The organism is Micromonospora sp. NPDC053740 (assembly GCF_040677775.1).
Lineage (GTDB): Bacteria > Actinomycetota > Actinomycetes > Mycobacteriales > Micromonosporaceae > Micromonospora > Micromonospora alfalfae.
Genome location: NZ_JBFASO010000011.1, coordinates 244,767 through 257,907 on the forward strand (window position 1 = coordinate 244,767; position 13,141 = coordinate 257,907).

The window sequence follows — 13,141 nt, forward strand, 5'->3', positions numbered from 1 at the left end:
CATGAGCCCCCTGGAACGACGATATCGGCGGCTGCTGCGGCTGCTGCCAGCCACGCACCGCAGCGCCCGCGGCGAGGAACTGCTCGGACTGCTGCTCGACCTCGACGACGGCCGCCGACACCCCAGCTGGCACGAGACACTGAACATCGTCGCCCTGGCGATCCGGCTGCGACTCACCACGCCCGTCACCACCACGGCCCTGACCACCGGGCTCACCGCCCTGCTCGTCGCCGCCGGCACCCAGCCCGCCGGTCACACAGTGGACCTGTTCACCGGCGCCGTCCTCGCCACCGACATGTCGGCCATCATCGCCGGCTGGCCGCAGCTGGCCGCTCTCGGCCTGCTGCCCCTCGCGCCACTGATCGCCTGGCTGTGCGGCGCGACCCGGACCGCCCTCACCCTGCAGGCGATATTCCTGACGGTCACCGTAGGTTGGTTCGTCATCGACGTGCTCGGCGGCGCCGGCCTGGGAATCAACCCCGGCCAACAACTCTTCGCGTACGCCCCACCGGCCCTGACCCTCGCCCTGCTCGCGGTCGCCGCCCGCGAGCGGTGGGCCGCGCCCCGGCCGCGCCCGTTCTGGTGGGCCCTCGTCCCGCTCGGGATCCTCGCCTGGAAGGGCACCGGAGAGTGGGGACGCCACGGCGTCTACGTTCCCGACGCCGTGCCGACGGTCATCGGGGTCCTCACCGCCGCCACAGTCGCTGTCGGAGCCGCCTTCGCGCTCCGCCGCCACCGGCCCGCCGTCATCGTCGGCGTCGGGCTCACCGGCTTCGTCGCCGGATGGCTCATCCCCGACCCGTTGCTCTCCAACACGGCGATGCGGCACTTCGACGGTCAACCGCTGCCACTGGCGATCCTCATCATGGTGATCGCCGCCACCGTGGCCGGCATCAGTCGCCTCACCCGTCGCCTCAAGCCCGAGGCGCGAGCTCTGCCACCCGATGAACCAGTGCTGCCCTGAACACCAGCTTCGGCTCGGAACGACCGACCCTGATGGGACCTAACGGTCGGCGGGGATCGCGGGGTGAGTGGTGGTGTCCGGTTCCCGTGGAGCGGGCGGCTCGGGCTCGCCGGGCGGAGGGTCGGTGGGCTGCTCCCTGGGCAGTGCCGCCTTGGCGCTCGGGTGGCGGGCCCGCCAGGCCGCCCAGCCGCGCTCCGCCAGACCGACCACCAGGAAGGTCAGCCCCACGTAGGCCCAGCCGACCAACACGTCGATCACGTAGTGCTCACCCGAGTAGACCAGGGTGAAGGTCATCGCCAGCGGGTACGCGAGCAGCAGCGGCCACCAGCGACGACGGGTGGCGGTCAGGAAGAACAGCACCACGAACAACGCCCACGCGGTGTGCAGCGAGGGCATCGCGGCGACCGGGTTGGAGGCGATCTGACCGGCGTTGAGGACGTTGCCGGCCCCGTGCATGCCGAACGCCTTCCAACCCCGGGTCGAGATCCGGGCGACCTCGGTGAGCAGGCCGTTCTGCGCCGCCCACCAGGGCGGCGCGGCCGGGTAGATGAAGTAGGTGACCAGACCGGCCGCGCAGAGGAAGCCCCAGCGCCGCATGTACGCGGCCCAGCGGCGCCGGTCGCGCAGCCAGAGCACCGCGGCGGCGGCCAGCGCCACCACGAAGTGGGAGAAGTACACCCAGCTCGCTGCGACATCCCACCAGTGCACCTGCGGGTGGTAGAGGTGCTGCTGCAACCAGACGGTGGGCACCTCACCGCCGGTGGCCCAGCCGAACATGAACCGGTCGGCGACGATCAGCTCCATCGCGTGCGGCGTGGCCCCGTTGTCGGCGAACCCGCGCGAGAGGTTGTAGATCACGAACAGCAGCACCACCGGCACCCAGTCCCGGGCGAAGCGCAGGTGGCTACGCCACGGCCGTTCGCTGTTCCAGGCGATGGTCGCGAGCCAGATCCAGACGAAGGCGTACGCCGGGTCGGTGGGCAGCCCGATGGCCAGCCACGCGGCGACGAAGGCGACCGCCCAGACGGTCATCGCGACGACGCGCCGACGACCCCCGTCCGGGGACGCGGGCGGGTCGGTCCGGGCGGGGGGCTGGGGGTCAGTCACGACGGCCATCGGGGTCAAGGTTAACGACGGGTACGGCATCGACCGACGGGGACCACCCGTTGCACGTCGGGGTGGTCGCGCCCGGATCGTCGGGCGCGTGCTCGACGCGTCCGGCGAGCACCTAGGCTGACGAGCATGCAGGAGCAGCCCGAGCCGGCCTTCGCGCCGGGTCTGACCGCCCAGGTCGAGTTGACGGTCACCGACGCGGACACCGCCCAGGCGGTCGGTTCCGGGGACGTACCGGTGCTGGGCACTCCCCGGGTGCTGGCGCTGGCCGAGGCGGCCACCGTCGCGGCGACGGCAACCGGGATGCCACAGGGTTCGACGACAGTGGGCACCCGTGTCGAGTTGGAGCACCTGGCACCGACAGTGGTCGGCCGGACGGTTCGCGCGCAGGCGCTGCTGGCGACCGTCGACGGTCGCCGACTGTCGTTCGAGGTCACTGTCAGTGACGGCGACCAGACGGTGGCCCGGGGCCGGGTGGACCGCATCCTGGTCGACCGGGGACGCTTCGTCGAACGGGCCGGGCGGACGTCGTGAACGCCGCTTTCGTCGAGGTCGCCGACCGGGTGCACGTGCTGGCCGAACCGCTGCTGCGGGTCAACGTCACGCTGGTCGTCGGCGACGACGAGGCGCTACTGGTGGACACGCTCTCCTCGGCCGCCCAGGCCACCGAGCTGGCCGAGGCAGTCCGGGCGGTCACCGACCGTCCGTTGACGCTTGTCAACACCCACCACCACTACGACCACTGCTTCGGCAACGCCGTCCTGGCCGGCGACCCACCCCGCCCGGTGTACGCGCACGAACTGGCCGCCACCGCCCTGCGCGAGGAGCCGGAGCGGCTACGCCGGGAGGCGTACGAGGAGTTGCGCACGGAGCACCCGGCGCTCGCCGCCGAACTGGCCGACACCCCGCTGTTCGCCCCCACGCACACAGTGCACGTCGAGACGGTCCTCGACCTCGGCGGTCGACGGGTGCTGCTACGTCACCCGGGGCGGGGGCACACCGAGGCCGACCTTGTGGTGCACGTGCCGGACGCCGACGTGTTGGTGGCCGGGGACCTGGTGGAGCAGAGTGGCCCGCCCGCCTTCGAGGACTCGTACCCGTTGCAGTGGCCGGACGCGGTCGCGGACCTGCTGCGATTCACCACCGCGCGCACTGTGGTGATCCCGGGCCACGGCGACCCGGTGGACGTCGACTTCGTCCGGGCGCAGCACGCGGAGCTGGCGGAACTGGCCTGGCTGATCCGGGCCGCGCACACCGGCAGCGCCCCGCCGGAGCGGGTGGCGGCCGAGGCCCCTTTCGGGGCCCGCCCGGCCCTGGTCGCCGCCCACCGGGGCTACCTCCAGCTGAACGGCGACGCCTGACCCGCCTACGCCGAGGCACGTCGCCACTGCTGGTGGGTGCCGGTGCCACACGTCCACTGGGCGAGGCGGGCACCGTCGGTGGTGGCGGCGTTGAGCACTTCCAGGCACTTGCCGCTGTGCCGGGCGACGAGCTGCACGTACCCCGAGCCGAGATCCTGCACGCGCCACTGCTGGTTGGTGCCGCCGTTGCAGCTCCACTGGATCACGCGGACCCCGTCGGCGGTAGCTGTCGCGCCGCCGGAAACGTCGAGGCACTTGCCGCTGTGCACGCTGACCACCGCCTGGTAACCGCCACCCGCGTCCTGGAAGCGCCACCGCTGGTTCGGCTGACCGTTCGCGGCCCACTGCACGATCTCCGCACCGTCGGTGGTCGCGTTGTTGTAGACGTCCAGCAGCTTGCCGCTGTGTCGCGCGGTGAGGGTGTACGTGGTCGGCACCGGCACCGTGGTGTCCGGGGTCAGCCGGTACAGCCCGGCTCCGTGGGCCGGTAGCGACCGGGTGAGGGTGCCGGTCACCGTGCCGAGGGCCGCGCCGGACCACAGGTCGGTCACTGCGGCCGACCCGATCCCGAGGTCGGCGAGGTTCACCGACACCTGCGCCGCGCTGCTGTCCCGGTTGAACAGGGCGACGTACCGATCGGTGCTGCCCGGCACGTCGGCGACCCACACCTGCCGGCTGCCACCGTAGAGCTGACGGTTGTTCGTGCTGTTCTGGTTGACTCCCAGAACCGCGGCATTGGTCATCAGCGCCAGCTCCGCAGCGCGGTTCTCGACCAGGTTGCCGCCCCACATCAACGGCGCCCGGTTGATCGCCCAGAGTGACATCAGGGTGCGCTGCTCGTCGGCTGTCAGATTGGAGTATCGCGGCGAGCCAACCGGCCCGTACTTGGAGAGCCGGCCGATCGGGATCATGTCGGCGTCGGGCCAGGCGCCGGTGGTGCGGTACGGGGTCCAGTTGCGCAGTTGGTCGAAGAGCGCGTCCACTGACGACCAGTTGTCCCACAGATCGTTGACGATCCGCCACATGTGCGCGTTGGCCTGGACGTGTGCGCCGCTGGCCAACGAGGTCGGGCCGGGTGACAGGCTCAACACCATCGGACGGCCACTGCGCTGGATGGCCAGTCGGTACCCCTCGACCTCCGACTGCCGGTACGTCGGGGCGGCGATGTCGTCCACCTTCACGTAGTCGACCCCCCAGGACGCCAGCAACTGGAACATCGAGTCCAGGTAGGTCTGCGCGCAGGGGTTGGACATGTTCAGGCCCCACATCAGGTTGAGCCAGGCCGCTGTGGTGGTGTTGTTGATCTGGTTGGCGCGGCAGGTGGTCCCGAGGATCGGAACGTTGTCGGCGACCGCCTGGCGGGGAATGCCCCGCATCAGGTGGACGCCGAACTTCAGCCCCTGCGCGTGGACGTAGTCGGCGAGCGGCTTGAACCCGTTCTCACCGGCGGCTGAGGGGAACCGGGTGGTGTCCGGCAGCAGCCGTCCGTTGGCGTCCATCCGAAGCCGGGGTTGCAGGTTCGCGTCCTGGTTGGGGCTGTTGTTGTGCCGACCGGGGTAGTACCAGGCCCAGTCGATCACCACGTACTCCCAGCCGAACTGCCGCAGGTTGGTGCCCATGTAGTCGGCGTTGGCCCGGACGTCGGCCTCGGTGACACTCCAGTTGAACGAGTCGTAGCTGTTCCACCCCATCGGCGGGGTGTCGGCCACCCCGTTGTCCCACGCCTTCGCCCGCTCGGGCGGGTCGGCGACGACCATCCCGGCAGCCACGAGCAGCATGACCAGCAGGGCCGCGACGCGGCGAAACAACAGAGGCACCAAAACCACCCGCATCAGAACCTCCCCGACGACGCCCACGTTTCCATCGCGCATCGTCGATGTTAACGCTCACAAATTCCCGAGGTCAACCCCCTCCCCCACGCCCACTCCCCACCCCACCCCGCCCCACCCCCGCCGCGATCTTGCACTTTGTGTGGGGTTAAAGCCGAGCAAAGCGGACAAAACCTCGACCGAAAGTGCAAGATCGGCGCGGGGGCGGGGCGGCGCGGGGGCGGGGTGGGGCGGGGTGGGGTGGGGCGGGGTTAGGGGTTGAAGCGGTTTTGGACGGCGGTGCGGGTGGGCATGGCGGTGGCGCCGCCCGGGGATTCGCAGACCAGGCCGGCAACCCGCAGCGCGAAGGCGACCCGATCGACCCAGCCTGACGGGCTCTCCGGTTCGCCGTCGACGAGCAGGTCGGCGATCAGCGCGGCCATCACGGAGTCACCCGCGCCGGTGGCGTCGATGGCGTCGACAGTGGGGGCCGGCACCCGGACCGGGTCGGCTTCGGCGGCGGCCAGCACCGCACCGGCCGCGCCGAGCGTCACCACCACAGTGGCCGCCCCCAACTCACGCAGGTACGCCGCCACCCCCTCGACCGGCTCACCGGGATAGAGCAGCACCGCGTCGGCGGCGCTCAGCTTGACCAGGTGCGCGCCGGCGGCGAACTCGGCGACCATCTCGCGCAGCCCTTCCAGCGCGGCTGGCCCGTTCAGCAGCCGGGGACGTACGTTCGGGTCGAAGACCCGCAGGCCGGCGGCGAGCGACCAGGCACGGCGGGCGGCGGCCAGCGTGTCGGGTTGGAGCAGCACGATCGAGCCGCAGTAGAGCACGTCGGCGCCCTCCAGCAGCGCCAGGTCCAGATCGTCGGGGCCGAGCAGTCCGTAGGAGGCCGGCTCGCCGTAGAAACGGAAGTCCGGCTCCGGTCCGGCGTACGTGACCACCGCGAGCGTGGTCGGTGCCGGGACCGTGATCGCACCGGCCACCCCGACGTCGGCCGCGGTGAGGAAGTCGCGGATCCTGCCGCCCAGCGCGTCGTCACCGAGCGAGCCGACGAACTGTGCCGCACCGCCGAGTCGGGCCACGCCGACGGCGACGTTGAGTGGCCCGCCGCCGATGGCCTGCCGATAGACCCGTTCCCCGTCGATTTCGCTGTCGAGCAGGTCGACGAGCGCTTCGCCGAGCACCACCGCGTACCCCATGCCGATCCTCTCGTCGTCGCCACCGGCTGCCGCTCGCCGAGCCGATCTCCGTGGCACCAGGCTGGCACAACGCACGGCCCGATGGGCGCCGAAGGCCGTGCACCGACGTGCGCGCTACCCCGGCCGGTGGATCGGCCCGTCGACAGCCGCGAGGGGGCGGCCGGTGCCGCCCCACCGGGCCGCGACGATCTGCGCGGCCACACTCACTGCGGTCTCCTCCGGGGTACGACCACCGAGGTCCAACCCGATCGGGGAGGCGAGCCGGGCGAGCTGCGCCGGGCTGAGCCCCGCCTCACTCAGCAGCTTGTGCCGCTCGTAGTGGGTGCGCCGTGAGCCCATCGCGCCGACGTACGCCAGCGGGTGGCGCAGCGCCAGCTCCAGCAACGGCACGTCGAACTTGGGGTCGTGGGTGAGCACGCACAGCACTGTCCGCTCGTCGAGCCGATCGGCCGCCAACTCGGTACGCAGGTAGCGGTGCGGCCACTGCACCACCACCTCGTCCGCTTCGGGAAAGCGCCGCGCGGTGGCGAAGACCGGCCGGGCGTCGCAGACGGTGACCCGGTAGCCGAGGAACGCGCCGATCCGGGCCACCGCGGCGGCGAAGTCGATCGCACCGAAGACGATCATCCGGGGCGGGTTGGCGTACGCGGTCACGAAGAGGCTGATGCCGCCGCCCCGGCGTTGCCCGTGGTACCCGTACCGGAGCATTCCGCTGCGTCCGGCGGCGAGCAGCCCGAGGGCGTCGGCGCTGGCCGCGTCGTCGAGGCGGTCGTCACCGAGCGAGCCGACGGACCCCTGGCCGGTCAGCACCAGCCGCCGGCCGAGCCGCCGGGCCGGGTCGGTCGATCCGCCGCCCGGAGAACTGCCGGCGTCGGCGGCCACGCAGGTGACGATCGCCGCCGGGTGGCCGCTTCGGCGGGCGGCGGCGACCGCCTCCAGCACCGGCAGGGCGCTCGTGTCGACGCGCTCCACAAACACGTCGAGGATGCCGCCGCAGGTCAGGCCCACTGTGTACGCGTCGTCGTCGCTGATCCCGTAGCGGCACAGCTCGGGTTGGCCGGTGTCGAGCACCAGGCGGGCGCGTTCGTAGAGATCGGCTTCGACGCAGCCGCCGGAGACGCTGCCGATGACCGTGCCGTCGGTCGCGACCACCATGGCGGCGCCGGGTGGCTGCGGGGCGGAGTGCCAGGTGGCCACCACCGTGGCCAGCGCGACCGGCTCGCCGTCGCGGCACCGGCGGTGCACCTCGTCGAACACGTCCGGCACCGGCTGCCGCCTCTCCATTCCCGCTCCCCGTACGCAGGATATGGCGTCCAGCGGCGACCGACGGGACTTCTCATGCATCGAGGAACGACTATTGCGCTCGGCCGCCGTGGCGTGGTGGGATGACGCGTACCGGGCGGTGCGAGGGCTGCGGCGCCGCCGGTTGCCGGGTTGGTTAGACGCGAGGGCACCGGTCCAGGACAGGACCGTCGACGGCGCACGTCCACCGGCTGTTTTCCGCCGGGGCACGTCGCCGTGATCGTCGCACCGCTCACGACAGCGGGGCGATCACGCCACATCCCACCCGATTGCGGCGGGGCGGCTCGGACAAGCGCCCCTCGCGAGTCAGGAGAACCCGTGAACCGTTCCCGTATGGCCGCCTTGCTCACCGCGGCCATGACTCTCGCGCTGGGCGCTGTCGCCCTGGCGTCCACTCCTCAGCCGGCCGCCGCGCACGGCGCGGCGATGACGCCGGGCAGCCGCACCTACCTGTGCTGGCAGGACGGCCGCAGCCAGACCGGTGAGATCAAGCCGAACAACCCCGCGTGCTCCGCCGCCGTGGCGCAGAGCGGGGCGAACTCGCTGTACAACTGGTTCAGCGTGCTGCGCTCCGACGCTGGCGGCCGGACCACCGGCTTCATCCCGGACGGGCAACTGTGCAGCGGCGGCAACACCGGTTTCCGCGGCTACGACCTGCCCCGCACCGACTGGCCGCTGACCCACCTGACCTCCGGGGCGCGGTTGGACTTCAAGTACAGCAACTGGGCGCACCACCCGGGCACGTTCTACTTCTACGTCACCAAGAACAGCTGGAGCCCGACCCGGGCCCTGGCCTGGAGTGACCTGGAGGAGCCGTTCCTGACGGTGACCAACCCGCCGCAGCGCGGCTCGGTCGGCAGCAACGACGGGCACTACTACTTCAGCGGCAACCTGCCGTCGGGTAAGAGTGGCCGGCACATCATCTACTCCCGCTGGGTCCGCTCGGATTCGCAGGAGAACTTCTTCGGCTGCTCCGACGTGACCTTCGACGGCGGCAGCGGCCAGGTCACCGGCGTGGGTCCGGGTGGCACGCCGACCGACCCGACCGACCCGCCGACCGACCCGACGGATCCGCCGACCGACCCGACGGACCCGCCGACCGACCCGACCACCCCACCGCCGTCGGGCGGTGACTGCATGGCCACCTACAAGGTGAGCAGCGCCTGGCAGGGTGGCTTCCAGGGCGAGGTCACGATCATGAACCACGGCAGTACGCCGTTCGCCGGTTGGACGGCGAGTTGGGCCTGGCCCAACGGACAGTCGATCAGTCAGATCTGGGGTGCCACCCAGACATCGTCCGGCTCGACGGTGACGGCGACGAACGTCGCCTACAACGGCACAGTCGCACCGGAGGGCACCACCACGTTCGGCTTCCTGGCCAGCTCCACAGGCACGAACGGGCTCCCCACAGTCACGTGCGCCCGCCGCTAACCACCACCACAGTGAAATGATCAAGAGGTTTGCGTCACCGGAATCGCTCCGGATGACGCAAACCTCTTGATCAACATAGTGGGGCCGGGGGTCAGCGGACCATGGAGCCGACCACCGGCTTCGTGAGCAGGGCGGACTGGTTGCGCTGGATGCCCGGGTCGAGGGTCTTGGCCACGAAGATCGCGTGCCAGATGCAGAAGATCAGCACCGTCCACACCTTGCGGGAGTGGTCGGCCTCCTCCCGCTTGTGCTCGTCGAGCAGCCGCAGCGCGTACGACAGGTCGAGCAGGTCACCCGCGCCCGAGGTGCTGAGCACGTGCCGGGCCCACTCGTACATCTCGCCGCGCAGCCACACCCGGGTGGGGGTCGGGAAGCCCAACTTCTTGCGGTTGACGATGGCCGGCGGCACGACACCCTGCAACGCCTGACGCATCGCGTACTTGGTGGCGTCGGAGCGCGGCGGCAACTTCAGGTCGACCGGGATCTTCGCCGCGACGTCGAAGACCTCACGGTCGAGGAACGGCACCCGCACCTCCAGCGAGTGCGACATCGAGATCCGGTCGGCCTTGACCAGGATGTCGCCGCGCAGCCAGGTGTAGAGGTCGACGTACTGCATCTTGGTGACGTCGTCGAGCTCCGTGCACTCGGCGTAGATCGGGGCGGTGACGTCCGTGTAGCGCACCGAGGGGTCGTAGCGGCGCATCAGGTGCTGCTTCTCCTCCTCGGTGAACATCCGGGCGTTGCCGTAGTAACGCTCCTCGATCGGGGTGGTGCCGCGCTCCAGGAAGCTCTTGCCCTTGACCCCCTGCGGGATCGCCTTGGAGACCGCGCGCAGCCCCTTCTGCACACCGCCGGGCAGACCGTTGACGGTGCCCAGCGACAGCGGCTCCCGGTAGATCGTGTAACCGCCGAAGAACTCGTCCGCGCCCTCACCGGAGAGCACCACCGTGACGTGCTCGGCGGCCTTCTTCGCCACGAAGTAGAGCGGTACCAGCGCCGGGTCGGCCACCGGGTCGTCAAGGTGCCAGACGATCTTCGGCAGCGCGTCGATCATGTCCTGCGGACCGATCTTGGTGGGGATCGTCGTGACGTCGAGGTGCCGGGCCGAATCCTGCGCGACGTCGATCTCCGAGTAACCCGGCACGTCGTAGCCGACGGTGAAGGTGAGGATGTTCGGGTTGAACTCCCGCGCCAGCGCCACCACCGCTGTGGAGTCGATGCCACTGGACAGGAACGAGCCGACCGGCACGTCGGAGCGCATGTGCATGCGCACGCTCTCCCGCAGCGTCTCGCGGATCTCGTGGTAGAGCCTCTGCTCGTCGTCGACCGGCGCCGGCCGGAACACCGGCCGGTACCACCGGCGTACGTCGATCCGGCCGCCCGGGGTCCAGTTCAGGTACTCCCCGGAGCCGATCCGGCTGATGCCCTTGTGCAGGGTGCCGGGCTCGGGGACGTACTGCAGGGTCAGGTAGTGACTCAGGTTCGCCGTGTCGACGCCAGCGTCGCCCTGGTAGTTGCTGTGCGCGAACGGCAGCAGCGCCTTCTTCTCCGAGGCCAGGTAGAGGCCGTCGGCGGTCTCCAGGTAGTGCATCGGCTTGATGCCGAAATAGTCGCGGGCACCGAACGCCCGACGTTCCTGCCGGTCCCAGATGACGAAGGCGAACATGCCCCGCAGCCGGGTGAGCACCTGCTCACCCCAGAAGTGGTAGCCCGCGACGATCACCTCGCCGTCACCGGCGGTGGCGAACTGGGCACCGAAGTTTCTGATCAACTCCTCGCGCAGCTCGATGTAGTTGTAAATCTCGCCGTTGAAGGTCAGCAGGTAACGGCCGTTCGCGTAGGGCAGTGGCTCGTGGCTCGACGCGACGTCGATGATGGCCAGCCGCTTGTGGGCGAACACGCCGTCCGCGTACCGGCCGGAGGCGTCGCCGACCACCTCGACCCCTGTCTCGTCGGGGCCGCGGTGGTGCAGGCATTCCAACGCTCCGGCGATGTGGTCGCGATGCGCGGCGGCGTTGCCGTTCGCGCTGAAGAAGGCCAGAAGTCCGCACATGGTGGCCATCTTTCCACGCGCGCTGTCGGCCCTTGCAGCCGTCCGTCGATCCACCCGACTCCCAGGGGGCGTTACCGCCAACCGGACGCGCGGTACCGTCGGGACCAGCAACGAAGCGGAGGGAGCGGCGCAATGACCGAGGGACAGACCGACGGTACGCCGACGGACGGTACGGAATCGCACGATCCGGACTTCCCGGAGGCGTTCCTGTCCTTCATGCGGCAGGGCTGGAGCGACACCGCGCTCCCCGTGACGCCCCGCCCGGAGACGCCCAACTACGCCAAGCGACGGGCAGCGCTCTCGGCGGCCTTCCCCGGCGAGACGCTGGTGATCCCCACCGGCACCGAGAAGGTCCGGGCCAACGACACCGACTACCCGTTCCGGCCGGGCAGCGACTTCGCCTACCTGACCGGCGACCACGACGCCGACAGCGTCCTGGTGCTGCGCCCGAACGGCTCGGGGCACGACGCGACGCTGTACATGCGGCCCCGATCCTCCCGGGAGACCGACGAGTTCTTCCGCAGCCGCAACGGCGAGCTGTGGGTGGGCCGGCGGCACACCCTCGGCGAGAAGTCGACCGAGCTGGGCCTGCCCACCGCCGACCTGACCGGCCTGGAGGCGACACTCGCCGACCTGGCTCCGGGGCGTACCCGGGTGCTGCGCGGTTTCGACGCCCAGGTGGACGCGGCCGTCCGGCCCTACGACGGGCCCCGCACGGAGGGCCAGCCGGCCCGCGACCGTGAGCTGGCCATCGCCATCTCGGAGATGAAGCTGGTCAAGGACGAGTGGGAGATCGGCCAACTCCAGGACGCGATCGACGCCACCGTCCGCGGCTTCGAGGACGTCGCCCGGATCCTGCCGGCCGACCGGGCGGTCTCCGAGCGGCTGCTGGAGGGCGTCTTCGCGCTGCGGGCCCGCCACGACGGCAACGACGTCGGGTACAGCTCGATCGTCGGTGCCGGCGAGCACGCCACGATCCTGCACTGGGTGCACAACCACGGCGCCACCCGACCGGGTGACCTGCTGCTGATGGACATGGGTGTCGAGGGCCGCAACCTCTACACCGCCGACGTCACCCGGGTGCTGCCGGTGAGCGGCCGGTTCACCGCGCTACAGCGCCAGGTCTACGACATCGTGTACGCCTCGCAGCAGGCCGGCATCGAGGCGATCCGCCCCGGGGTGAAGTTCAAGGACGTCCACCTGACCTGCATGCGGGTGCTCGCCGAGGGCCTGTCCGAGCTGGGTCTGCTGCCGGTGAGCGTGGACGAGGCGATGGACGAGAAGTCGACGGTCTACCGGCGGTGGACGCTGCACGGCTTCGGCCACATGCTCGGCATCGACGTGCACGACTGCTCCAACGCCCGCAAGGAGACCTACCGCGACGGCGCGCTGGGCGAGGGCTACGTGCTCACCGTCGAGCCCGGTCTGTACTTCCAGCCGGAGGACGAGCTGGTCCCCGCCGAGCTGCGCGGTATGGGCATTCGGATCGAGGACGACGTGCTGGTCACCGCGACCGGCGCGGTCAACCTGTCGGCCGGGCTGCCCCGCACCTCCGACGAGGTGGAGACCTGGCTGGCCGAGCAGCGCGAAGCCGGCCCCCGCCTGCCCAGCTGAGCCTGCTGGCGGCCGAGGCTGGCGGATCAAGCCCGCCCCTCGCCTGACCGCCCCTGGCCTGACCGCCCCTCGCCGCCAGCCCCTGGCCGTCCACTCCTGGCCCGACCGCCCCTGGCCTGACCGCCCCTCGCCCCTTCGCCGCCAGCCCTTGGCCGCCTGCCCCTTCTTGAGGGCTGGCGGCCAGGGGCTTCGGCCGTGATCCACTCGGCTTCCTTGAAGTCGCGCTGTCCCGGCCGCTCGGATGCCGCGTTTTCAAGAAAGCCGAGCGCCAGCAACGGTCGGTGTGC

The 13,141-nt window shown here is 70.8% G+C and carries 10 protein-coding genes; 5 read left to right on the forward strand and 5 right to left on the reverse strand.

The features are described 5' to 3' along the window. The first annotated feature begins 1 nt into the window (after position 1). Positions 2-964: a hypothetical protein gene (locus tag AB0K35_RS26955; RefSeq protein ID WP_363888594.1), complete on the forward strand. Its 963-nt coding sequence runs from the start codon at positions 2-4 to the stop codon at positions 962-964. A gap of 39 nt (positions 965-1,003) precedes the next feature. Here AB0K35_RS26955 and AB0K35_RS26960 read toward each other — a convergent pair whose 3' ends face one another. After that, positions 1,004-2,080 (reverse strand): phosphatase PAP2 family protein, encoded by a 1,077-nt coding sequence (locus AB0K35_RS26960; RefSeq protein ID WP_238672687.1) that lies wholly within the window; start codon positions 2,078-2,080, stop codon positions 1,004-1,006. A gap of 126 nt (positions 2,081-2,206) precedes the next feature. Between AB0K35_RS26960 and AB0K35_RS26965 the strand changes: the two genes are divergently transcribed. Together AB0K35_RS26965 and AB0K35_RS26970 are read left to right on the forward strand one after the other, a co-directional pair. After that, a complete protein-coding gene (locus AB0K35_RS26965; protein ID WP_238672688.1) occupies positions 2,207-2,611 on the forward strand; it encodes a hotdog domain-containing protein in 405 nt (134 codons plus the stop codon). Beyond that, positions 2,608-3,438 carry an MBL fold metallo-hydrolase gene (locus tag AB0K35_RS26970; protein ID WP_238672689.1) on the forward strand — a complete coding sequence of 277 codons (831 nt, stop codon included), beginning with the start codon at positions 2,608-2,610 and terminating at the stop codon, positions 3,436-3,438. The genes AB0K35_RS26965 and AB0K35_RS26970 overlap by 4 nt, the downstream gene beginning before the upstream one ends. 5 nt (positions 3,439-3,443) lie before the next feature. Here the strand turns inward: AB0K35_RS26970 and AB0K35_RS26975 are convergent, their stop codons facing one another. The 3 genes from AB0K35_RS26975 to AB0K35_RS26985 form a co-directional block, all read right to left on the reverse strand. Further along, the gene (locus tag AB0K35_RS26975) at positions 3,444-5,255 is read right to left on the reverse strand and encodes an RICIN domain-containing protein (protein WP_238672690.1); all 1,812 of its coding nucleotides are present in this window, start codon (positions 5,253-5,255) and stop codon (positions 3,444-3,446) included. A gap of 263 nt (positions 5,256-5,518) precedes the next feature. After that, positions 5,519-6,454: a carbohydrate kinase gene (locus AB0K35_RS26980; protein WP_363888599.1), complete on the reverse strand. Its 936-nt coding sequence runs from the start codon at positions 6,452-6,454 to the stop codon at positions 5,519-5,521. A gap of 114 nt (positions 6,455-6,568) precedes the next feature. Further along, positions 6,569-7,738, reverse strand: coding sequence for an XdhC family protein (locus AB0K35_RS26985; protein ID WP_363888601.1), 1,170 nt, complete (start codon positions 7,736-7,738; stop codon positions 6,569-6,571). Positions 7,739-8,089: 351 nt separating this feature from the next. Between AB0K35_RS26985 and AB0K35_RS26990 the strand changes: the two genes are divergently transcribed. Next, positions 8,090-9,187: a lytic polysaccharide monooxygenase gene (locus tag AB0K35_RS26990; protein WP_238672718.1), complete on the forward strand. Its 1,098-nt coding sequence runs from the start codon at positions 8,090-8,092 to the stop codon at positions 9,185-9,187. 91 nt (positions 9,188-9,278) lie between these two features. Here AB0K35_RS26990 and asnB read toward each other — a convergent pair whose 3' ends face one another. Beyond that, on the reverse strand, positions 9,279-11,240 hold the full coding sequence (gene asnB / locus AB0K35_RS26995; RefSeq protein ID WP_238672693.1) for an asparagine synthase (glutamine-hydrolyzing): 1,962 nt from the start codon (positions 11,238-11,240) through the stop codon (positions 9,279-9,281). A 132-nt stretch (positions 11,241-11,372) separates the two neighbouring features. Between asnB and AB0K35_RS27000 the strand changes: the two genes are divergently transcribed. Further along, on the forward strand, positions 11,373-12,854 hold the full coding sequence (locus AB0K35_RS27000) for an aminopeptidase P family protein (protein ID WP_238672694.1): 1,482 nt from the start codon (positions 11,373-11,375) through the stop codon (positions 12,852-12,854). The last annotated feature ends 287 nt before the right edge of the window (positions 12,855-13,141 follow it).